General features: G+C 50.8%; 21 protein-coding genes and 4 pseudogenes. 14 read left to right on the forward strand and 11 right to left on the reverse strand.

All coding sequences use genetic code 11. From position 1 onward, the window contains the following. Positions 1-100: 100 nt before the first annotated feature. The 9 genes and pseudogenes from nirK (at position 101) to AAG834_RS02820 (ending at position 8,217) form a co-directional block, all read left to right on the forward strand. A complete protein-coding gene (gene nirK, locus AAG834_RS02790) occupies positions 101-1,309 on the forward strand; it encodes a copper-containing nitrite reductase (RefSeq protein ID WP_070540484.1) in 1,209 nt (402 codons plus the stop codon). A gap of 147 nt (positions 1,310-1,456) precedes the next feature. Next, positions 1,457-1,567 (forward strand): annotated as a pseudogene (locus AAG834_RS13765) (IS5/IS1182 family transposase); the annotation flags it as partial. A 112-nt stretch (positions 1,568-1,679) separates the two neighbouring features. Continuing rightward, the gene (locus AAG834_RS02795) at positions 1,680-2,435 is read left to right on the forward strand and encodes a formylglycine-generating enzyme family protein (protein ID WP_070441395.1); all 756 of its coding nucleotides are present in this window, start codon (positions 1,680-1,682) and stop codon (positions 2,433-2,435) included. A gap of 331 nt (positions 2,436-2,766) precedes the next feature. Beyond that, positions 2,767-4,098: a YadA-like family protein gene (locus AAG834_RS02800; RefSeq protein ID WP_342031180.1), complete on the forward strand. Its 1,332-nt coding sequence runs from the start codon at positions 2,767-2,769 to the stop codon at positions 4,096-4,098. A gap of 138 nt (positions 4,099-4,236) precedes the next feature. Continuing rightward, positions 4,237-5,355, forward strand: a complete 1,119-nt coding sequence (locus tag AAG834_RS02805; RefSeq protein WP_003758160.1) for an NADH-dependent flavin oxidoreductase — start codon at positions 4,237-4,239, stop codon at positions 5,353-5,355. 259 nt (positions 5,356-5,614) lie between these two features. Beyond that, positions 5,615-5,725: pseudogene (locus AAG834_RS02810) on the forward strand (IS5/IS1182 family transposase); the annotation flags it as partial. Positions 5,726-6,029: 304 nt separating this feature from the next. After that, the gene (locus tag AAG834_RS02815) at positions 6,030-7,208 is read left to right on the forward strand and encodes a glycosyltransferase (RefSeq protein WP_342031181.1); all 1,179 of its coding nucleotides are present in this window, start codon (positions 6,030-6,032) and stop codon (positions 7,206-7,208) included. Between the two features lie 110 nt (positions 7,209-7,318). After that, positions 7,319-7,426 (forward strand): annotated as a pseudogene (locus AAG834_RS13770) (IS5/IS1182 family transposase); the annotation flags it as partial. 71 nt (positions 7,427-7,497) lie between these two features. After that, positions 7,498-8,217, forward strand: coding sequence for a hypothetical protein (locus tag AAG834_RS02820; RefSeq protein ID WP_070514085.1), 720 nt, complete (start codon positions 7,498-7,500; stop codon positions 8,215-8,217). A 229-nt stretch (positions 8,218-8,446) separates the two neighbouring features. Here the strand turns inward: AAG834_RS02820 and AAG834_RS02825 are convergent, their stop codons facing one another. The 6 genes from AAG834_RS02825 to trhP all read right to left on the reverse strand — a co-directional run bounded on the left by AAG834_RS02825 (position 8,447) and on the right by trhP (position 13,446). Further along, entirely contained in the window at positions 8,447-9,391 is a 945-nt protein-coding gene (locus AAG834_RS02825; RefSeq protein WP_342031182.1) for a MetQ/NlpA family ABC transporter substrate-binding protein, read from the reverse strand. A 66-nt stretch (positions 9,392-9,457) separates the two neighbouring features. Further along, positions 9,458-10,105, reverse strand: coding sequence for a hypothetical protein (locus tag AAG834_RS02830; protein ID WP_342031183.1), 648 nt, complete (start codon positions 10,103-10,105; stop codon positions 9,458-9,460). A gap of 78 nt (positions 10,106-10,183) precedes the next feature. Further along, a complete protein-coding gene (locus tag AAG834_RS02835) occupies positions 10,184-10,870 on the reverse strand; it encodes a methionine ABC transporter permease (RefSeq protein ID WP_070774249.1) in 687 nt (228 codons plus the stop codon). Between the two features lies 1 nt (position 10,871). Next, positions 10,872-11,609: a methionine ABC transporter ATP-binding protein gene (locus AAG834_RS02840; RefSeq protein WP_003759974.1), complete on the reverse strand. Its 738-nt coding sequence runs from the start codon at positions 11,607-11,609 to the stop codon at positions 10,872-10,874. A gap of 227 nt (positions 11,610-11,836) precedes the next feature. Further along, entirely contained in the window at positions 11,837-12,037 is a 201-nt protein-coding gene (locus AAG834_RS02845) for a hypothetical protein (RefSeq protein ID WP_342031184.1), read from the reverse strand. Between the two features lie 56 nt (positions 12,038-12,093). Continuing rightward, positions 12,094-13,446 carry a prephenate-dependent tRNA uridine(34) hydroxylase TrhP gene (gene trhP / locus AAG834_RS02850; protein WP_342031185.1) on the reverse strand — a complete coding sequence of 451 codons (1,353 nt, stop codon included), beginning with the start codon at positions 13,444-13,446 and terminating at the stop codon, positions 12,094-12,096. Positions 13,447-13,806: 360 nt separating this feature from the next. On the opposite strand from trhP, the gene AAG834_RS02855 reads away from it, so the two are divergent. Beyond that, the gene (locus AAG834_RS02855) at positions 13,807-14,553 is read left to right on the forward strand and encodes an amino acid ABC transporter permease (RefSeq protein WP_003768779.1); all 747 of its coding nucleotides are present in this window, start codon (positions 13,807-13,809) and stop codon (positions 14,551-14,553) included. A 200-nt stretch (positions 14,554-14,753) separates the two neighbouring features. Here the strand turns inward: AAG834_RS02855 and AAG834_RS02860 are convergent, their stop codons facing one another. The 5 genes from AAG834_RS02860 to AAG834_RS02880 all read right to left on the reverse strand — a co-directional run bounded on the left by AAG834_RS02860 (position 14,754) and on the right by AAG834_RS02880 (position 17,875). Beyond that, positions 14,754-15,374, reverse strand: a complete 621-nt coding sequence (locus AAG834_RS02860) for an L-threonylcarbamoyladenylate synthase (RefSeq protein WP_342031186.1) — start codon at positions 15,372-15,374, stop codon at positions 14,754-14,756. A 132-nt stretch (positions 15,375-15,506) separates the two neighbouring features. Beyond that, positions 15,507-16,031 (reverse strand): DUF4189 domain-containing protein, encoded by a 525-nt coding sequence (locus tag AAG834_RS02865; protein WP_342031187.1) that lies wholly within the window; start codon positions 16,029-16,031, stop codon positions 15,507-15,509. Between the two features lie 231 nt (positions 16,032-16,262). Then, complete coding sequence (locus AAG834_RS02870) at positions 16,263-16,622, reverse strand: YbaN family protein (protein WP_049228609.1); 360 nt, start codon at positions 16,620-16,622, stop codon at positions 16,263-16,265. A 21-nt stretch (positions 16,623-16,643) separates the two neighbouring features. Beyond that, positions 16,644-17,231: a DUF1415 domain-containing protein gene (locus AAG834_RS02875; protein WP_003741618.1), complete on the reverse strand. Its 588-nt coding sequence runs from the start codon at positions 17,229-17,231 to the stop codon at positions 16,644-16,646. A gap of 161 nt (positions 17,232-17,392) precedes the next feature. Beyond that, entirely contained in the window at positions 17,393-17,875 is a 483-nt protein-coding gene (locus AAG834_RS02880) for an Lrp/AsnC family transcriptional regulator (RefSeq protein WP_070498860.1), read from the reverse strand. Between the two features lie 242 nt (positions 17,876-18,117). On the opposite strand from AAG834_RS02880, the pseudogene AAG834_RS02885 reads away from it, so the two are divergent. The 4 genes and pseudogenes from AAG834_RS02885 (at position 18,118) to AAG834_RS02900 (ending at position 22,576) form a co-directional block, all read left to right on the forward strand. Beyond that, positions 18,118-19,124: pseudogene (locus tag AAG834_RS02885) on the forward strand (IS5 family transposase). Between the two features lie 894 nt (positions 19,125-20,018). Next, the gene (locus tag AAG834_RS02890) at positions 20,019-20,513 is read left to right on the forward strand and encodes a hypothetical protein (RefSeq protein WP_070514278.1); all 495 of its coding nucleotides are present in this window, start codon (positions 20,019-20,021) and stop codon (positions 20,511-20,513) included. Between the two features lie 143 nt (positions 20,514-20,656). Beyond that, positions 20,657-21,715: a DNA polymerase IV gene (gene dinB / locus AAG834_RS02895; protein ID WP_342031188.1), complete on the forward strand. Its 1,059-nt coding sequence runs from the start codon at positions 20,657-20,659 to the stop codon at positions 21,713-21,715. 129 nt (positions 21,716-21,844) lie between these two features. Continuing rightward, positions 21,845-22,576 carry a phosphoadenylyl-sulfate reductase gene (locus AAG834_RS02900; protein WP_311151769.1) on the forward strand — a complete coding sequence of 244 codons (732 nt, stop codon included), beginning with the start codon at positions 21,845-21,847 and terminating at the stop codon, positions 22,574-22,576. Positions 22,577-22,581 lie beyond the last annotated feature (5 nt).

Raw genomic sequence — 22,581 nt, forward strand, 5'->3', positions numbered from 1 at the left:
AGGCAGTTTGAAAGAGCCGAAAGCGGTATGCCGCGGACGACAAAGGTTGAAAAAATATACCCTGACCTTCTTAAAATAGTTATTAAAGGAAATGACAACTATGAAACGCCAAGCTTTAGCTGCAATCATTGCTTCAGTTTTTGCTTTAGCCGCCTGTGGTGAGCAAGCTGCCCAAAAACCTGCCGAGCAAACCGCTTCCGCTTCCGCTCCTGCAGCTTCTGAGGCTCCTGCTTCCGGTGCTCAAGCTGCTGCCGAAACTCCTGCTGCCGAGCTGCCTGTTATCGACGCGGTAACTACCCACGCTCCTGAAGTTCCGCCTGCCATCGACCGCGACCATCCTGCACGTGTCCGCGTGAAAATGGAAACCGTCGAAAAAACCATGAAAATGGATGATGGCGTGGAATACCACTACTGGACATTTAACGGCGACGTTCCGGGCCGCATGATCCGCGTACGCGAAGGCGATACCGTAGAAGTCGAATTCTCTAACAACCCGTCTTCTACCGTCCCCCACAACGTTGACTTCCACGCTGCTACCGGTCCAGGCGGTGGTGCAGAAGCCAGCTTCACTGCTCCGGGCCGTACTTCTACATTCAGCTTCAAAGCCCTGCAACCCGGTCTGTATATCTACCACTGTGCCGTTGCCCCTGTCGGTATGCACATCGCCAACGGTATGTACGGTCTGATCTTGGTTGAACCTAAAGAAGGCCTGCCTAAAGTGGACAAAGAGTTCTACATCGTACAAGGCGACTTCTACACCAAAGGTAAAAAAGGTGCGCAAGGTCTGCAACCGTTCGATATGGACAAAGCCATCGCCGAACAACCTGAATACGTTGTATTTAACGGTCACGTAGGCGCTATCGCCGGCGACAACGCCCTGAAAGCCAAAGCAGGCGAAACCGTCCGTATGTACGTTGGTAACGGTGGTCCGAACCTCGTTTCTTCCTTCCACGTTATCGGTGAGATCTTCGACAAAGTTTACGTAGAAGCCGGCAAACTGATCAACGAAAACGTACAAAGTACCCTGATTCCTGCCGGTGGCGCAGCGATTGTCGAATTTAAAGCCGACATCCCGGGCAGCTATACTGTGGTTGACCACTCTCTCTTCCGTGCGTTCAACAAAGGCGCGTTGGGTCAATTGAAAGTAGAGGGCGCAGAAAACCCTGAAATCATGACCAAAAAACTGGAAGACAAAGCCTATGCAGGTAGCGGTGCCGCTTCAGCCCCTGCCGCTTCAGCTCCGGCTGCCCCTGCATCTTCCGCAGCAGCGCCTGCTTCCGCAGCATCTGCAGGTAAAGGCGGCTACTAATCCAGTCATCTCGGCATAGAAATAGAAAAAAGCCACTGCTGTTCCGGCTGATGCAAGGACAACAGTGGCTTTCTTCCACAACCAATCGAAAGATTGGTTTTTCAGACGACCTATCAAGTATCGAAGGTCGTCTGAAAAACCAGTTTCAAGTATAGTGGATTAAATTTAAATCAGGACAAGGCGACGAAGCCGCGGACAGTACAGATAGTACGGCAAGGCGAGGCAACGCCGTACTGGTTTAAAGTTAATCCACTATATGCACGAACCGACAAGCCAAAAGCACAATAATCAGACGGCCTCTAAGGATTTTTATCCGGTTTCGCTATATAATCAAAGCCTAATACCCCGCATTCAGATTAGAAAGCCCGTTATGAAACTCATACCACTCCTCACCTTCTTTACCCTTGTCGCAAGCGGCAGTGCAGCGGCGGCCGAAATGGCAAAAGTTGAAGGAGGCAGCTACCGCCCGCTCTATCTGAAGAAAGAAACAAGCATCATTAAAGTCAAACCCTTCCAAATCGACAAATATCCCGTTACCAATGCCGAATTTGCAGAGTTTGTCAAAAAACACCCGCAGTGGCAAAAAGGCAAAGTCAGCTCCAAACAAGCCGAACCTGCCTACCTCAAACACTGGGTTAAAACTGGCAGCAACAGCTACGCGCCCAAACCCAACGAACTGAAACATCCGGTAACCAACGTATCTTGGTTTGCCGCCAATGCCTACTGTACTGCGCAAGGCAAACGCCTGCCGACCATAGACCAATGGGAATTTGCCGGACTTGCCTCCGCCACACAGAAAAACGGTTCTGCCGAACCCGGCTACAACCGTACCATTCTTGACTGGTATGCAGACGGCGGCAGAAACGGCTTGCGCGATGTCGGCAAAAGCAAACCCAACTACTGGGGCATTTACGATATGCACGGCTTGATTTGGGAATGGACGGAAGACTTCAACAGCAGCCTGCTCTCGTCTGGCAATGCCGATACGCAAATGTTTTGCAGCGGCGCATCCGTAGGCTCTAGCGACCCATCGAATTACGCCGCCTTCCTGCGCTACGGCATACGCACCAGCCTGCAATCCAAATACGTCCTGCACAACCTAGGCTTCCGCTGCGCCTCGAAATAACAGGTTTCATCACCAAAGCAGCTTTGGCGGTACTGAAAGGTATCGCCTTTTTTTGTCCATACAAAAGGTCGTCTGAAAACATTTCGTTTCTCCGAAACCGTGTTTTCAGACGACCTTTTTGGATGATTGGGTTTCGTTAAGCTGAATGGTTGCATACGTTCTGTAAACCTTGCTCATCATTTTCTTCAGATGATTCAAATCAAATATTAATTACATATAACTAATAATATTGTAATAACACTATACAATATAACTAATTCTAAATGACTAAATATAGTCATAAGGATTTGGTTGATATTTTTTAAAAAATTCAAAAATGGAGAATGAAAAGATGAAACTAAACTTATCCGTCAAACCGCTGTGTTTGGTGTTGTCCCTTGTTTTTGCAAATGTTTGTGTTGCGGAAGGTATTGCGACAGGAGCGATGCACAAAAACGGTTCTACCGCATTGGGCAAAGAATCGAAGGCGGGGGAAAATGCGACCGCGTTGGGCGACAAAGCGGCTGCGGCGGGTTATAAGTCTGTTGCTGCTGGCTATGATTCAAACGCTTCGGGTTTGAGTGCGTCGGCGCTTGGCAGTGAGGCTAAGGCGGAAGCATTGCGGACGGTTGCCGTCGGTTTCAGGGCGAATGCAAAAGGAACCAACGATATTGCCGTCGGTGGCGCATCGAAGGCTTCCGGCGGACAGTCGGTGGCGGTTGGTTTGATGTCGCAGGCAACGGGTTTGCGTTCTATCGCAGTTGGCGATAGCGCGAAGGCTGCCGATATTGATGCGGTTGCGTTTGGACGCGGCAGCGAAGCCAATGCGCTCAGTTCTACTGCTGTCGGGGATAGGGCAAAAGCCAACGGTACGCAGGCGGTTGCGCTGGCATCTGCTGCCGAGGCAAACGGTTATCAAGCGGTTGCAGTCGGTACGCGCGCGGTTGCCGAGGAAACCAACAGCGTGGCATTGGGCGTAGAATCTTCGTCCACCGCGCTCAACGGTCTTGCCGCCGGTACGCGCGCACGGGTACGGAAATCCGGCGGAACGGCTTTGGGCGCAGGTGCTGCCGCATTTGAGGAAAAATCCGCTGCTTTGGGCTACAAAGCGGAAGCGCGTCAACAAAACTCCGTAGCGCTCGGTACGGACAGCGTTGCCGATACTGCGGCAGGCGTTGCAGGTCATGACTTTGCTACCGGCGCGGCAAGTACGGAAACAGGCAGAACATGGGTATCGACTTTAGGTGCGGTATCTGTCGGCAGCGAACAAAACAGCCGCCAGATTACTAATGTTGCTGCGGGTAAGGAGGATACGGACGCGGTCAACGTTGCCCAAGTGAAGAGCCTTGCCCGCCAAAGCCAAAGCAGCCTTGCCGCAGCCGAGAGCAATCACCAGACACAAATCGCCGCTTTGCGCAACGAGGCCAAAGTCCGTATGGATAAACTTGAAGAGCGTGCTGATTCAGGCTCCGCCGCTGCAATCGCGGTCGGCAGCCTCGGACAGGCATATCAGCCGGGACAAGGCGCGGTTTCCGTCGCAAGCGGTATCTGGCGCGGTAAAAGCGGTTACGCCGTAGGTATTTCCAAAGTATCCGCCAGCGGCAAATGGCTGGTTAAAGGCTCGGCAGTCGGCGCGGCGAAAGGCGGTGCGGGCGGCGGCGCCAGCGTAACCTACCTCTGGTAATCGTCGTTAGACGTATTGTCGAAAGGTCGTCTGAAAACATTCCGTTTCGTCGAAACCGTGTTTTTCAGACGACCTCGTTCTTGATAATTCCATATTTGTCCCAATTTTGTAGGAGTTATTAATTTTCGAAAGAACAAAATGAAACCCAAATATGCTCCGCTTTTCCAATCTTTCACACTCAACAACGGCGTAACCGTCAAAAACCGCCTCGCCGTTGCGCCCATGACCCATTTCGGTTCGCACGCCGATGGTTTAATCAGTGACCAAGAACGCACGTTTCTCGGCAATCGCGCAGGTGATATAGGTCTCTTTATCTCCGCCGCCACTTTGGTTCAAGAAGGCGGCAAAGCCTTTCGTGGACAGCCCGAAGCTACGGGTGAAAACTGCCTCGACAGCCTGAAAGAAACCGCCCAAATCATTCAAAAACAAGGTGCAAAAGCGATTTTGCAAATCCATCACGGCGGCTCCCAAGCGATGGTAGAACTCAACCACCGCGACAAAATCAGTGCGTCCGCCAGCGAAAAGGATGGAGCGCGTGAAGCGAGTGCCGCAGAAGTGGAAGAACTCATCGCCTCCTTCGCCCAAGCTGCCGATTTGGCACTTCGCGCAGGCTTTGACGGTGTGGAAATCCACGGCGCGAACGGCTATTTAATCCAACAGTTTTACTCCGCCCAAAGTAATCGCCGTAACGACCAATGGGGCGGCAGCTTGGAAAACAGAATGCGCTTCCCACTCGCCGTCGTCGATGCCGTTGCCGCAGTTCGTGAAAAACACCAACGCAACGACTTCATTATCGGCTACCGTTTCTCGCCCGAAGAAGCAGGCGAAGACGGGTTGACCATGACCGAAACCGGCGCACTGATTGACGCCTTGGTGCAAAAGCCGCTGCAATATCTGCACGTTTCCTTATGGGAATTCGACAAGAAAATCCGACGCGGCGGCGATACGGCGCAAACCCGTATGCAGTTTATCCACGACCGTATCAACGGCAAGCTGCCTCTTATCGGCGTGGGCAACCTGTTTACCGCTGATCAAATTTTGGCGGCGTTTGAAACCGGCTGGGCGGAATTTATCGCACTGGGCAAAACCGTCATGATCAATCCGCACATCGCCACACAAATCAGCGAAGGCCGCGAAGCCGAAATCGAAACGCAACTCGACCCGACGCGCGCCGACCATTACGGTTTGCCCGACATCCTGTGGGAATTTTCCGCCAGCGGTACCCAATCTTGGCTGCCGCCGGTAATGTTTGTTTGAACAATTCAGCCGCCTACCCATTTTTTGAGCGGGGTAGGGGATGAAATTACCGTTATAGCTAAAGAGGTCGTTTGAAAAACGTTTTCAGACGACCTTTTTATTGTTTAGCTTCAAGGCAAAGACGGTTGATGATTCTAGTTGGCTCTATGTTGCGGATGAAAATGTATTATCGAGCAAGGGGAACTAAACAATCATGGTCTTGCCGTTGTTTACCCTATGGGTCGTCTGAAACGGAAAATGTCGGCTTTTTGAAGAGCCTATTTATAGTGGATTAAATTTTAATCAGGACAAGACGACGAAGCCGCAGACAGTACAAATAGTACGGCAAGGCGAGGCAACGCCGTACTGGTTTAAATTTAATCCACTATATTAAGCCGATGCGCGTGATGAGATGATTTGGCGATGCGTAGTTTTCAATGTGTTGTTATATGTCATATATTATTTCAATTTAAATCAGTTGCTTGAAAAAATAGGAAGATTTTTTTAACTCGCAGTTTGAATACTTTGTCATATATATGGTTTAATTCATGCTTTGAGTTGTAATGCTGTTGTTTATAATTACTTGAAAATGTGCTGTTATTTATAATATAAACAAATTATTGATTTTTATATTTTTTGACTTTGTGGGCAATGATGCAGATTGTCTTTGGCAGGGTTGGTGTAAGGAGTAAAAAATGCATGTTGTCGTTCTTCCATCGTGGTATCCGAAATCTGAAACCGATGTGGACGGGATTTTCTTCCGTTTGCAGGCGCAGGCTTTGCAGCGCAAGGGTTTGAAAGTAGGCGTCATTGCGCCTTTGTTTCGTTCTTTGCGGACGGAGTGGAGAAGTATTCTGACCGGACCTTATGGAATGCGCCATCACAATCAGGGCGGTTTGAATACTTATGTTTACGACAGCATGTATTTTTTCCCGCATTGCCCCGTCGTCGATATCGACCGTATCCGTTGGGTAAGGGCGGGCATGAAGGCTTTTAAGCGGTATGTGGCGGAAAACGGCAAGCCTGATGTCCTTCATGCGCATACGATGAATTTTGGCGGCGTTTTGGCGTATGAAATCTCAAAAAAATACGGTATTCCTTATGTGATTACCGAACACAGCAGCGCAATCGCCCGCAATCTCGTCCGCCCAAACCAATGGCCGATCATGAAAGAATCCGCACAACATTGTCAGGCGCGTTTTGCGGTCAGCAAGGATTTTTGTGCGTTGCTGCGCGAGAAATACGGTTTGGACTGGGAATATCTGCCGAATATTTTGGGCGATAATTTCGCGCGTCCGTTCGAGCCTTTCGATAAGTCCCATCAGGATTTCACGTTTTGTTCCGTCTCCCATCTGCGTCATCTGAAAGGGCATGATTTATTGCTCCCTGCCTTTGCCAAAGCTTTGGAGAAATACCCCTTCCTTAAACTCAAAATCGGCGGCAATGGCGCGGAGGCGGAAAATCTGCGCCGCTTGGTCGACGAATTGGACATCGGTCATGCCGTCACCTTTTTGGGCGCGTTGAAGACGGATGAGGTCTTGGATTTGATGCGCCATAGCAATGCTTTTGTGCTCGCCAGCCGTGTGGAAACATTCGGCGTGGTATTTATCGAGGCGCTTTCGCAAGGTTTGCCGGTCATTGCGACGATGTGCGGCGGGCCACAGTCGATTGTCAATGAAGACAATGGTTATCTGATTCCGACTGAAAATATAGAAGCCCTGAGTGATGCGCTGATTCGGATGTATGAAGAACGAGGAAAGTTTTCAGCGGAAAAATTGCGTGCAGATTGTTTGAACGAGTTTGGCGAAGATGCCGTGATTGGAAGGCTGATTCAAGCGTTTGAAAAAGTGACCGGCAAATCGGCGGAGGTGTAAACCGATCACGTTATGTGAAAGCAGGAGGTTTGCGACCAAGCTTAGAGTCTGGCGCAAGCCTTTATTGTTTGCGAATATGGGTTCTTTGTGATTAGAATTCCCTTTTTTGACGATATAGTGGATTAACTTTAAATCAGGACAAGGCGACGAAGCCGCAGACAGTACAGATAGTACGGCAAGGCGAGGCAACGCCGTACTGGTTTAAAGTTAATCCACTATAAATTCAAATTTTGGACAGGCAAAACAAGATTTATGCCGCTTTAAATACGGAAATATTAAGGAAATCCTAATGAAAATCAAACTTTCAGCCTTCGTCTTGTCACTTGCTGTTTGTACGCATGCCAATGCGTTGACTACGCGTCCGGTCGAACATACTTGTCCGATAGGCGGCGAAAAATTCACATCGGTTATGGTAATGTCGGGCTTTTCGGTAGATATGAAGACTGATTTGGAGCCGGTAGGTATGATTATGGCGCCTGCCCCCATTCCTGTTTGTCCTAGCAATAAGTTTGTGATGTTTAAGGATGACTTTACGCAACAAGAATTGAATAAGTATGAAAAAGTTATCCGGAGCGAAGCTTATCTCAAGCAGGTGGCTGAAAAGGCCTCTGCGCAAAGGTTGGCGGGGGTAATGTTGGAGTTGGCGGGCGAAAATCAAAACGCAGAACAAATGATGTCGATATTTTTGCATGCCAGCTGGTTGGGCGGTCATCAGCAAGATCTGGAGAAAGTCCTGCATTACGCCGATTTGACTTTGAAAGATGGCAGCCTGCCGGCTGAAAAGCGTGTGAATACCAAGTTGGTGCGCGGAGAAATGTTGCGCAAACTGAGTCGGTTTGATGAGGCGAAAAAGCAGTTCGAAGAATTGACAAAAGAGCCGACGGTCATGGCTTCCGAGTATTTGCAAAAACTGACGGAATTGGAGTTGGAACTGACGGCGGAAAAAGACACCTATTCGCATCCGGTAAGGCAAACCTTGAGTTTGCGCGGCAAAATAAAAGACAAATAACCTCCATCGTAAGATTGGGGCGCATTGCTTTGCGTTGAATGTATAGTGGATTAACTTTAAACCTGTACGACGTTGCCTCACCTTGCCGTACTATCCGTACTGTCTGCGGCTTCGTCGCCTTGTCCTGATTTAAATTTAATCCACTATATTTGACCGCCATATACGGCAAAAAGGTCGTCTGAAACCTGATTTGGGTTTTCAGACGACCTTTTACTTTAGGACTTACAGTTTATTTTGCTGCGGAAGCGCCGGAGGCTGCGGTAGCACTTGCTGCCGAAGCAGTAGAAGCGGCTTCGGCTTTCGCACCGGTTGCTGCGTTTTCACCCCAGGCGGCAGGGTATTTGTAACCTGCGAAGCGTTGGCGCGCGTAGGCTTTGAACTCGTCGGAGTTGTAGGCTTCGGTTACGTCTTTGAGCCATTGGCTGTCTTTGTCGGCGGTTTTGACGGCTGCCCAGTTGACGTAGGCGAAGCTCGGTTCTTGGAACAGGGCTTCGGTCAGCTTCATGCCGCTACTCATGGCGTAGTTGCCGTTAACGATGGCGAAATCGACGTCGGCGCGGCTGCGCGGCAGTTGTGCGGCTTCAAGCTCTATAATTTTGATGTTTTTCGGATTTTCGGCGATATCGGCTTTGGAAGCAGTCAGCGGATTAACACCGTCTTTCAACTTAACCCAGCCCAATTCGTTCAACATGACCAGCGCGCGGGCGAAGTTGGACGGGTCGTTAGGCGCGGAAACACTGCTGCCGTCTTTGACTTCGTCCAGCGATTTCAGTTTGCCCGGATACAGGCCCAAAGGCGCGGTCGGTACTTGGAAGACTTCGGTGATGTCTAATTTGTGTTCTTTTTTGAAGTCGTCCAAATAAGGCTTGTGTTGGAAAATGTTGATGTCCAGTTCGCCTTCTGCCAACGCGAGGTTGGGGCGGACGTAGTCGGCGAATTCAAGCAGTTTGACGGTATAACCTTTTTTCTCCAGCGCAGGTTTAATTTGGTCTTTGACCATGTCGCCGAAGTCACCGACGGTCGTGCCGAAGACGATTTCTTTTTTCGCGCCATTGTCGGCGGCAGGCGATGCGGCGGATGCGGCAGGGGTGCTGTCTTTTTGACCGCCGCAGGCTGCGAGTACTACGGCGAGCGCGGCGGCGGAAAGGGTTTTGAAGAAGGTGTTTGTCTGCATGTTTTACTCCTGGTAAGTGTTAAGTCGATTTTTCAGACGGCCTTTGCCGTCGGGACAGTTGGGATTTTAAATCCATTTATGGGAAACGGGACGGTTTTTTATCGTGAAGTACAGCCCTTTGATGGAACGGTAACACAGCCAAATCAACCCTGCTTTAAAAGTCAGGGCTGAGATGATTTTAAGCCAATCCAACGAGGTGGCGAATGGAGAAACATCAAAGGCGGTATCGGGACTTTCATACATTTCATCTGTTCCGTCGATTACGGCGTGTCCGTCCATTTCATCATCATAGTCTTCAGCCATCATGGCACTTTCATCCGGCTCGCTGATTTCGCCCATTTCATCGATGTCCATCGTACCAATCGATCCGTTCATTTCCCCTATGGAAACCATATCGTCAAATGAAAGGATACCCCAGATGGGGACAGGGGAGGCGATAAGGGACCATATCATAAAGACAGCCAATAACCCGAGACACAGTAAAATGAAGAAACCCATATCGTTACGCAGCATTTTGCTGTTGTGTGCGTTGACGTCATCGGAGGTCGGGCGTTCTAATTTTTCCAAGATGACGAGTTGTGCAAGAAAGATGCCGACGCTCAGAACTACGTACAATATTTTCGGCATATGGTTCATGGGGCCGATAAAGTACCAAAGAATATTGCCGATATTGATTAAATAAACGGCAATTAGAATTTTTTTGGCGGATTTCATGTTGTATTTTTCACTCAAAAGGTCGTCTGAAAATGCATCAGGTGTATTTTCAGACGACCTTGTTTACGTTTGTGAGGTTTAACGTTTGTCCAATTTCCGCGCCAATGCGTTGCCGGTGCTTTGAATCAGGATAACGAGCAGCACGAGGATGGCGACGATGAAGATGATGACTTCGGTTTGGTAGCGGTAGTAGCCGTAGCGGATAGCGAGGTCGCCCAAGCCGCCGCCGCCTATCATGCCTGCCGCCGCGCTGTATGAGAGCAGGCCGATGGCGAGGACGGTGATGCTGGAAACCATGCCCGCGCGCGCTTCGTTCAAAAGGACTTTGCGGACGATGGCAAGCGGCGATGCGCCCATGGCGGTGGCGGCTTCAATCACGCCTTTGGGGACTTCGCGCAGGTTTTGTTCCACCAGTCGGGCGAAGTAAAACAGACCGGATACGCTCAATACCAGCGAGGCGGCAATCGGGCCAATGGTGCTGCCTACGATGGCACGGGTGGCGGGTATCATGGCAATCATCAGGATGACGAAGGGGAAGGCGCGCATCAGGTTGACTAAGTTGTCAAACAGGAAATTCACCGGCTTGTTGTAATGCAGCTGGCGGTTGGAAGTCACGAAAAGTAAGACGCCCAAGAGCGTGCCGAAGATGACGGCAATCGTGGTGGACAGTCCGACCATGACGAAGGTTTCGCCCAAGGCGCGGACGATTTCGTCTTTCATGCCGACGATGGTGGAAACGGCTTGTTCGAATGTTAAGTCTGCCATATCAGTCCTCCCGAATCAGTTCGCGCCCGATTTCGGATTGGGCGTGGATTTGGTTGCCGCGTACTTCGACGATTTCCACCACTTTTCCTTTATCCAAGAGGGCGGCGCGGTCGCACAGGCGGCGGATGACGCTCATTTCGTGGGTCACGATGACGATGGTAACGTTGAATCGCTTGTTGATATCTTCCAAACATTCCAAGACGCTGCGCGTGGTGGCGGGGTCGAGGGCGGAAGTGGGTTCGTCGGCGAGGATGACTTGGGGTTTGGGCGCGAGCGCGCGGGCGATGCCGACGCGTTGTTTCTGCCCGCCGGAAAGCTGGGCGGGGTAGTGGTCGGCGCGTTCGGTCAAGCCGACGATTTCAAGGCATTCTTTGACGCGTTCTTTGATTTTTTCAGACGACCATCCGGCGATTTCCAAAGGAAAGGCAACATTGTCGGCAACGGTGCGGTTGCTCAAAAGATTAAACTGCTGAAATACCATGCCGATATTCTGCCGCGCTTGACGCAATGCGGCGGCATCAAGCGCGGTCAGCTCTTGTCCGCACACATTGACCTTGCCGCTGTCGGGACGTTCCAACAGGTTAATCAGGCGCAACAGGGTGGATTTGCCCGCGCCGGAATAGCCCATCAGACCGAAGATTTCGCCGTCTTGGATTTCGAGGCTGGTCGGCTCGACGGCGGCAAAACGGGTTTTGTCGCGCGTTTGGTAATGTTTGGAAACGTTGTCCAAAATAATCATAAATACTTCCTGATACTTCCGGAAAAAAAGAAGCCCGATGCTGTACACAACGGGCTTGGATATAAAGAAAGGAATAAAAACAGCAGAAAATGAAAATACGCTTTAGCTGTTTATGCCCGCAAGCTGTGTCAAATCGGCAATGTTAACTCAGATACGACTATAATCAAAATCGGTAACTTTGTCAAGTTTTGATATGATTTGTAATTTTAAAATAATAAATTGTCAGTTTATTTGCCGAAAAGCTCCGCCACCATGCGGGCTTCTTCCTCGGTATAAGCCGCGCCGTTGAGCTTCGCGGTCAGGATAAATTCGCCGCTTAATCCTTGTTCGGCGCAGGTTTCGCGCCAGCCTTGCAGCCGTTCTTCGTCGCTGGCTTTACGTTTCAGACGACCTATGGTTTGAGCGGTCTGTTTGGTTTGTTCGTTCATACAGTTCCTTAACAAAAGGCGAAAGGTCGTCTGAAAAATTTCAGACGACCTCACGATTATTTGATGACACGCGCCAGCAAGGCTTTTTCTTTGCCCTGCATATTCGGGATTTTGACTTGGATGCCGTTGCCTGGGGCGACGTCGACGGCTGCGCCTTTGCGGGTCATTTGTTCCAGCGTAACGGTTTGGTTGCCTTCGGGGTGGATGATTTCCAAAGTATCGCCGACGGCGAAGCGGTTTTTGACTTCCACCGTTGCCCAGCCTTCGTCGTCGATTTCGGTAACGTGTCCGACGTATTGGCTTTGTTTGGCGGTGGAATGACCGCTGAGGTAGTTTTGATAGTCTTGGGTTTGGTGGCGTTCAAGGAAGCCGCTGGTGTAGCCGCGGTTGGCGAGGCCTTCGAGTTCGCTCAGTAAGCCGTAGTCGAACGGACGGCCTGCGACGGCATCGTCAATCGCTTTGCGGTAGGACTGGGCGACGCGGGCGACGTAGTAGAGTGACTTGGTGCGGCCTTCGACTTTGAGGCTGTCCACGCCGATTTTGGCGAGTTTTTCAACGACTTCGATACCGCGCAGGTCTTTGGAATTCATGATGTAGGTGCCGTGTTCGTCTTCCATAATCGGCATCATTTCGCCGGGGCGGTTGGACTCTTCAATCAGGAAGACTTTGTCTGCGTAGGGGTGGCGTTGCTGACCGTTGATGCCTTCGAAGTTTTGGTTGGCTTCTTCTTGGGCTTTTTCAAAGTTGAAGCCTTGCAGAAGCTGGGCGTCGCCCGCATCGCTTTCAGTGGCGTTGTGGACTTTGTAGTCCCAGCGGCAGGAGTTGGTGCAGGTGCCTTGGTTGGGGTCGCGGTGGTTGAAGTAGCCGGACAACAGGCAACGGCCTGAGTAGGCGATGCACAATGCGCCGTGGATAAAGACTTCGAGTTCGATGTCGGGACATTCTTGGCGTATTTCGGCGATTTCTTCCATGCTCAATTCGCGCGACAGGATGATGCGTTCGACGCCGATGTTCTGCCAGAATTTCACGCCCCAGTAGTTGGTGGTGTTCGCCTGTACAGACAGGTGGATCGGCATTTCCGGCCATTTTTCGCGCACGGTCATAATCAAACCCGGATCCGCCATAATCAGCGCGTCAGGCTTCATGGCAATCAGCGGCTCCATGTCGGCGACGAAGGTTTTGAGCTTGGAATTGTGCGGCAGGGTGTTGACGGTCAAAAAGAATTTTTTGTTGCGCTCGTGCGCTTCTTTAATGCCTTGCTCGAGGACGTCGAGTTTGGCGAATTCGTTGTTGCGGGCGCGCAGGGAGTAACGCGGGCTGCCGGCATAAACGGCGTCTGCGCCGTAATCGTAGGCGGCGCGCATACGTTCGAGGCCGCCAGCGGGAAGGAGGAGTTCGGGTGCTTTCATGTTCGTGCTTTATAAAAGGTTTCAGACGACCTTTTAAATCACGGGAAAAGGTCGTCTGAAACGGTGTTTTAAGGATGGGCGGATTATCCGCCTTTTTGTTGGGACGGTCAATTTTGCGACGGCATATCGGGATTGTTTTGCGTTGTTTTTTCAGAAGAAAACGGATTCGAGTGCGACGATTGGCGGATAGGCGCGACGGATGGGGAAATGTAAAAAAAACGAATGCAACCCGATTAATTTAACAAAAAGGCATTCAAAGAATGTATTTTCTTGTAAAATATTGAGTTTCATTTTTCCAATGTTCGGGAATCGGGCGGCTGCCGCAAACCGTTTCCCAGAGTTTTAGACAGGCGGACGAGTATGGATTTTCGGTTTGACATTATTTACGAATACCGCTGGATGTTTTTCTACGGCGCGCTGACGACGCTGGGTTTGACCGTAGTGGCGACAGCGGGCGGCTCCGTATTGGGTCTGCTGCTCGCGCTGGCGCGCTTGATTCATCTGGAAAAAGCGGGTGCGCCCATGCGCGCGCTGGCTTGGGTTTTGCGTAAGGTTTCGCTGCTGTATGTAACGCTGTTCCGTGGTACGCCGCTGTTTGTGCAGATTGTGATTTGGTCTTACGTCTGGTTCCCGTTTTTCGTCCATCCTACCGACGGTTTGCTGATTAACGGCGACGAGGCGGTGGAAATCCGACGTTCTTACGGCGCGCTGATTGCCGGTTCGCTTGCCTTGATTGCCAACTCCGGCGCGTATATCTGCGAGATTTTCCGCGCGGGCATCCAGTCCATCGACCGCGGTCAGATGGAAGCGGCGCGTTCGCTGGGGCTGACTTATCCGCAGGCTATGCGCTATGTGATTCTTCCGCAGGCTTTGCGCCGTATGCTGCCGCCGCTTGCCAGCGAATTTATTACGCTTTTGAAAGACAGCTCGCTCTTGTCCGTTATCGCCGTGGCGGAGCTGGCTTATGTGCAAAGTACGATTAGCGGTCGCTATTCCGTTTATGAAGAACCGCTCTATACCGTCGCGCTGATTTATCTCATGATGACGACTTTCTTGGGCTGGGTGTTCCTGCGCTTGGAAAACCGTTACAACCCGCAGCATCGTTGATTTTCGAATAAGCCGATTGTTTCCGGCTGGGACAATGTCAAAAGGTCGTCTGAAAACTGATTTGGGTTTTCAGACGACCTTTTATAGTGGATTAACTTTAAACCAGTACGGCGTTGCCTCGCCTTGTCGTACTATCTGTACTGTCTGCGGCTTCGTCGCCTTGTCCTGATTTAAATTTAATCCACTATAGTTTTTGGGGTTTACAGACCGAATAGGGCGGTGTCGCCTTTGCCTTGGCGGATGAGTTCCGTGCCGTCGGTCATGTCGATGACGGTGGTCGGCTCGGTACCGCACCAGCCGCCGTCAATCACCAAATCGACGCTGTGTTCGAGGCGGTCGCGGATTTCGTAGGGGTCGGTCAGCGGCTCGTCGTCTTCGGGCAGCATCAGGGTGCAACTGAGCAGCGGCTCGCCCAATTCCTGCAACAGGCTTAAGGCGATGTTGTTGTCGGGAACGCGCAGGCCTATGGTTTTGCGTTTCGGGTGCAGCGTGCGGTTGGGGACTTCTTTGGTGGCTTGCAGGATGAAGGTGTAGCTGCCCGGGGTGGCGGCTTTGAGCTGGCGGAACTGGGCGTTGTCAACTTTGGCGTAAGTGCCCAATTCGCTCAAATCGGCGCACATGAGGGTCAGGTGGTGTTTCAAGTCGATTTTGCGAATAGCGAGGATGCGTTCCATCGCGGCTTTGTCGCCGAGTTTGCAGCCGAGCGCGTAGCAGGAGTCGGTGGGATACACGACGACCCCGCCGTTGCGGACGATGTCGGCGGCTTGTTTGATCAGGCGTTCCTGCGGGTTGTCGGGGTGGATGGCGAAGAATTGTGCCATGACGGCTTTCCTTTTGATGGTTTGTGTTGCCGATATTTTAAAACCGATGCTTTGAAATGACAAAAGGTCGTCTGAAAATACGGTTTCGGAACGGAAACTGCGTTTTCAGACGACCATTAGGATTGTTAAATGTCAGGGGAGGGAGCAGCCTTCAGGTAAATAAATTCGGCAGTTGCTCATGCTAGAATCAGCTTTACACTTCGCCAATGCGGCAGCCTCTGCCGTTCCTTTTTCTGTACCAATATAAAAAGACTTCCATTTACCTGAATTAAGTTCCTTACCTTCGGCTCCAGCAATACATCCATTCCTAACCCATGAAACTATTTTGCATGAACCTTGAGGATCTCTTTTCTTGCATTCAGCCAGAGCATTTTTCTTCGCGTTAGACAAAGAGTCCTGATCTAATACGCCGCTTGCGTAACCTGTATTCAAATTCATAGCTACGGCACCGTATTTAGAAGGCAGATAAATGATAGTAGTCTTAGTAGGTCTGCCTACTTGGCCATTATTCATAGAACCGTTGTAATATGGATCGTTTGCCAAAATAGGGGCCATACAATGAGGGTCTCCGGAAGGACCCCCGCCAATGCCGGGCGAACAGGCAAAGGAGACGGCGGAAGACGCGCCAAGACAAAGGGTTAAAATAAATTTATTCATAAAGGGATTCTTCATTTATTTTTCTTGGGATCAATCACATCTTTGTTGTCAGAGGCTTGTCTTAAAGCCGATTGTCTTTGTAATTCCATGATAATGATATTAGACACGGAATTTTTTGATGTCAATATTCTATGTATATTGGGATTAGAAGTTTGGTTTGAGGATAGTTTGTTGCTGCATGGTATTCAGCTGAAGAGGCACTATAATTGAATATCGGATTTTGAACACGACTCAGGGTTCGGGACGCAACCACATCCAGACAGCGACGCAGCCGCAGCCCAATGTGGATGCTGCGCCTATCCACCATTGTTCGGGGAAGCGCCAAAACATGAAGATGCAGGATAGGCCCATCATGCTGATGGCGAAGATTTTGGCTTTGCGCGGGACGGCGCCGTTGTTTTCCCAGTTTTGCACCATAGGGCCGAAATAGCGGTGTTGGTGCAGCCAGCGGTGGAAGCGGGGCGAGGCTTTTGCCCAGCAGGCGGCGGCAAGGATGATGAAGGGGGTGGTGGGCATAATCGGCAGAAAAATGCCGATGATGCCTAAGAGAAAGGAAACTGCGCCGCAAAAGATGAGTAAGTAGCGAATCATATTGTTGTTTTGTTGTAGGTTTTATTCGGATTCTTTGGATTTGCCGTGCGGGAACGGACAGCGTGGGATGTCGAGCTTGTCCCAGCCTTCGTGTCCCATTTCTTCGAGCAGGGCGATGTTGCGCTCGAAAATGGCGGAGGCATCGGGGAAGGCTTGTGCGGCTTTGGCGATGCTGTCTTCGCGGATGAGATGCAGGGTGGGGTAGGGCGAGCGGTTGGTGTAGTTGCCGATGTCGTCTGAATCCGTGCCTTCAAATTGGAAATCGGGATGAAACGGGGCAATTTGGACTATGCCTTCCAAACCGTTGTCCACAACGGCGGCATCGGCGATGTCGAGCATTTGGTTGAAGGTGTCGAAGTCGGGGAACAGGGTCGGGTGGACAAGCAGGGTGGTTTCCAGCTCGTCGGCGGGCGTGTCGCCCAAAAGCTGCAATTCGCGGTCAAGGTCTTCGAGGAAACCGTCCAGATGACGGGCTTGGCTGACGCTGATGCGCACGAGGTTTTTGACGTGCGGCGCTTTGGCGAAGGGGCAGAGGTTGAGCCCGATGACGGCTTTTTCGAGCCATTGGCGGGTGTGGTCGGTTACGGTGGCGGAGTCGGGGGTAGTCATGCGGGAATTTTGGATTTAATTTAATTAAAAATAATTCTCAAGTATAGCATAAAACTTTCTGTTTTCAGGATATCGCCATGAGGATGAAAAAAGGTCGTCTGAAAATGAAAACGCTGAGAAATACAGGGTTTACGTTTTCAGACGACCTTTGTGTTTTGCCTTTAATCGGGGATGAGGTGTCCCAGCGGCAGAGCGGTTGTATTTTTGATTTCTTTCAACACGAAGCTAGACTGCGCGTCTTGTACGCCGTGGTGGGACAGAAGCGTGTCCAAAACGAAATGGGAAAACGAGTTCATATCGGTAAAAAATGCGTGGAGCAGGTAGTCGGTTTCGCCGGTCAGGGCAAAGCAGCTCAATACTTCGGGCCATTCCTGCACCGATTGCGCAAAGTCTTCGCGAGCATCTTTTGCTTTGCTGATGGAAACGCGGATAAATGCCTGCAAGCCCAAATGGACGGCTGCAGGGGAGAGCAGGGCGGCATATTGGCGGATGATTCCTGCGTCTTCCAATTGTTTCAGGCGGCGCAGGCAGGGAGAGGGTGAAAGCGCGATTCGCTCGGATAATTCGACATTGGTCAATCTGCCGTTTTCTTGCAGGACTTGTAAGATTTTAAGGTCGGTTTTATCCAAGGTTATCGGTATCATTTAGTTTGCTCTCTGTTGTTGTATAGGTTGGAAATCAGTCGGATTGCATTCATGTGAACGCTCAAACCGACCAGTTAGGCAGAGTATATAACAAATAACATTTACTTAACATACAATCAACCAATGAAAAAGTATTTTTGAAAATAATCTGTGTTAAAAAGTATGGATGCAAACAAATTGAGACCTTTGCAAAATTCCCCAAAATCCCCTAAATTCCCACCAAGACATTTAGGGGATTTCTCATGAGCACCTTCTTCCAACAAACCGCACAAGCCATGATCGCCAAACACATCGACCGCTTCCCACTATTGAAGTTGGATCAGGTGATTGATTGGCAGCCGATCGAACAGTACCTGAATCGTCAAAGAACCCGTTACCTTAGAGACCACCGCGGCCGTCCCGCCTATCCCCTGTTGTCCATGTTCAAAGCCGTCCTGCTTGGACAATGGCACAGCCTCTCCGATCCCGAACTCGAACACAGCCTCATCACCCGCATCGACTTCAACCTGTTTTGCCGTTTTGACGAACTGAGCATCCCCGATTCAGCGCCTTATGCCGCTACCGCAACTGGCTGGCGCAAGACGACACCCTGTCCGAATTGCTAAAATTGATTAACTGCCAACTGACCGAAAAAGGCCTAAAAGTAGAGAAAGCATCCGCCGCCGTCATTGACGCCACCATTATTCAGACCGCCGGCAGCAAACAGCGTCAGGCCATAGAAGTCGATGAAGAAGGACAAGTCAGCGGACAAACCACACCGAGTAAAGACAGCGATGCCCGCTGGACAAAGAAAAACGGTTTATACAGACTCGGTTACAAACAACATACCCGTACCGATGAGGAAGGCTATATCGAGAAACTGCACATCACCCCCGCCAATACCCATGAGTGCAACCACCTGTTGCCTTTGTTGGAGGGCATTGCCGAAGATACGACCGTCTATGCCGATAAAGGCTACGACAGCAAGGAAAACCGGCAACATCTGAAAGAGCATCAGTTGTTGGACGGCATTATGCGCAAAACCCACCGTAACCGTCCGCTGACGGAAAATCAAACGAAGCGTAACCGGTATTTATCGAAAACCCGTTATGTGGTCGAACAAAGCTTCGGTACGCTGCACCGTAAATTCCGCTATGTCCGAGCAGCCTATTTTGGTCTGGTTAAAGTGAGTGCGCAAAGCCATCTGAAGGCGATGTGTTTAAACCTGTTGAAAGCGGCTAACAGGCTAAGTGTGTCTGTTGCCGCCTAAAAGGCGGCCCGGATGCCTGATTATCAGGTATCAGGGGAGGATTAAGGGGGTATTTGGGTAAAATCAGGAGGTATTTGGGGGCGGAAATAGACGAAAACCTGTGTTTGGGTTTCGGCTGTCGGGGGAAGGGCTTTTTTGCAAAGGTCTCAGATAGTACGGAACCGATTCACTTGGTGCTTCAGCACCTTAGAGAATCGTTCTCTTTGAGCTAAGGCGAGGCAACGCCGTACTGGTTTAAAGTTAATCCACTATATTCATTTGCAGCCCCAAACTGCCTATCTCCTCCATTCACTCCAACAGTCCATAATGGTACGCGGATGATTTTGAACCAGTTGTTTATAAAAAATAGCGAATCCGCCGGCTTTGGGATAAAAATGATAAGCAACTTGACTTCCGTCCGCCCTAAACTCCAGCCTCTAAACATGAGTACCGAAAAGGGCCATCATCGTCCTACTCAAATAAATCAGATTTTGAAGAGGATGACGTGCTTTGATTTCACTGCCTTCACAAATAAAAATCTCGTTTTTGCCGAAGTAAATCCGTTCGTTATCCAATAAATTACCGAGACTGATGCAGGTGAGCGGTTCGTTTTCCCAAATGATTTCAGGCGCTGGCCGTACTCTGCGGGCAATCAGGATGAAAATGAAGCATCCGACTAAAAATATAAAAATGTATGCCATAGCTGATAAACTGAATAAATGATGATGAAACGCGGATAATCATATGGCAAATTTGCGTATTGGAAAACTCATTATCAATATCTTAATATTGTTTTGAGTGATCAGCCTGTCCGACAAATTTCTTTTAATGAGCCAAATAAATAAAAATAAGAATTGATTGCATTTGTATTTTGAACTAAGATAGCCCATATTTCACACCTCGTCTGAAACGACCATGCGCTACCATTTCCCGATTTCCGTCGATATGTACGACTTTCTGACCACAGGCCGATTTGATTATTTGGAAATCGGACAGACGGCGGAGATGATTCTGCAAATGTTCCCTGCGCCCGAATGCGTTCCTAAAGGGCTTTTGGTAAAAAGGGGCTGGAATATTTGGCTGTATGGCGATATCGAGCTGCATTTTTCAGACGACCGCCTGACTCAAATCCGTGCGGATTTCCAACCCGGCGCCTCGTTGAACGGCGGGCGTTGGTTAAGCTTAAATCCTTGGTTTTTCAGGCATGCGGACAAGCTTGATTTGTATTCCGCCATTGCCAAACTCGTGCAACACCATATCGACTTCATCAAAATCGATACGCCTTCCGCCCTGATTTTGCGTTTGCAAAGCGGCGTAGAGCTGATGTTTGAAAAGTGCAATGGGCAGCGTCTGTTCGCTTTTTGCAAACAAAAAACCACCCTCCCCCAATGGGCACATGAAACGGCGTAGATTCGAGCCATCGAGCAAATCTGCAAAGTCTGCTTGCTTTCTCTGATAAAAGGTCGTCTGAAAACCAAATGCCCTTTCAGACGACCTTCCTCTATCGTTTTCCGCTAAAATACCCGTCTCTTTTTTCTTCACAACCATCTTCAATGTCCCAGCGCAAAATCATCCATATCGACATGGACGCGTTCTACGCATCGGTAGAACTGCGCGAGCAGCCGCATTTGAAAGGGCTGCCCGTGGTTGTCGCGTGGGAAGGCGCGCGTTCGGTGATTTGCGCTGCATCATATGAAGCGCGGCAGTTCGGGCTGCATTCCGCGATGTCGGTGGCGACGGCGAAAAGATTGTGTCCGCAAGCGGTGTATGTGCCGCCGCATTTCGATTTGTACCGTCAGGTTTCCGCGCAGATTCACGCCGTATTCAGGCGCTATACTGATTTAATCGAACCCTTGTCGCTGGATGAAGCCTATCTTGACGTGACCCACAATTTCAAAAACATCCCCTACGCCAGCGAAGTTGCCAAAGAAATCCGCGCCGCCATTTTTGCAGAAACCGGTCTGACCGCCTCCGCAGGCATCGCGCCGAATAAATTTCTGGCGAAAATCGCGTCGGACTGGCGCAAGCCGAACGGGCAATTCGTCCTGCCGCCGCACAAAATCATGGTTTTTTTGGAAACCCTGCCCTTGGGCAAAATCCCCGGCGTGGGCAAGGTAACGCTGAAAAAAATGCAGTCGCTGGGTATGCAGACGGCAGGCGATTTGCGCCGTTTCGAGCGCGGCGAACTGTTAAACCATTTCGGACGCTACGGCTACCGCCTCTATGATTTGGCACGCGGTACGGACGAACGTCCCGTCAAAGCCGAACGCGAACGCCTCCAAATCTCCACCGAAATCACCTTGCCCGAAGACCTGTCGCTCGAACAGGCCGCCGGACATCTGCCCCATCTTGCCGAAGACCTGTGGCGGCAAATCGCACGCAAAAATGTCGAAGCCAAAGGCGTAACCCTCAAGCTGAAAACTCATGATTTCCGCATCATCACCCGCTCCCTAACCTACTCTTCCGTCCTACCCGACATCGACGCCCTACTTTGCGCCGCGCAAACCCTGATGCAGCGCGTGCCGCTCCAGCATGAAGACGCCTTCCGCCTCATCGGTATAGGCGTGAACCACCTCGTGCCGAAAGACCAGCAGCAATCGCTTTGGTTATAAAGAAATAGAAAAGCATTCTTTCCCCTTCGCGCAAGACCGCCCGACAATAATGTTCCGTACAAACTTTCAGACGACCCCTTTGCCGCAAGAGAGGTCGTCTGAAAACAAAAAACAAGGAACAAGCCAACCATGTCCCTCTTCCGTCCCCAGCTTTGGCGCATCCCGATGACAGGCGAAGCCGAACGGCGCCGGCTGCCCGAGTTGACCGCCACGCTCGAAACCCGCCTCAAACACATCGCCCGCCGCTATCCGCAAGCCGTCTTCGCCTCCAGCCTTGCCGTCGAAGACATGATCATTACCGACGCCATCTGCCGCCTGAAACTCCCCCTGCGCATCATCACCCTCGACACCGGCAAACTCAATCCCGAAACCGCCGCCCTGATTACCGCCGTCAACGTCCGCTACCAAACCGAGCTGGAAGTTTTCCACCCCGACCCCGAAAGCGCGCGGCAGTTTGAGCAGGAATTCGGCGCAACCGCCATGTACGACAGCGTCGAGCTGCGCCGCCGTTGCTGCCACATCCGCAAAATCGAGCCGCTCAACCGCGCCCTGAAAAACGCCCCCGCCTGGCTGACCGGACAACGCCGCAGCCAATCGGCCACCCGCAGCGAATTGGATTTCGAAGAAACTGACCACAGCCGCAACATCGCCAAGTTCAACCCCATTTTCGACTGGGAAGAAAACGACGTCTGGGCATACGCGCAAGCCTACGACGTCCCGCTCAATGCCCTGTATTTCCAAGGCTACCCGAGCATAGGCTGCGAACCCTGCACCCGCCCCGTCAAAGCAGACGAAGACATCCGCGCCGGACGCTGGTGGTGGGAAAGCAAAGACAGCAAAGAATGCGGGCTGCACAAATAACCCTT

This window comes from Neisseria sp. Marseille-Q2251 (assembly GCF_940793045.1).
Classification (GTDB): Bacteria; Pseudomonadota; Gammaproteobacteria; order Burkholderiales; family Neisseriaceae; genus Neisseria.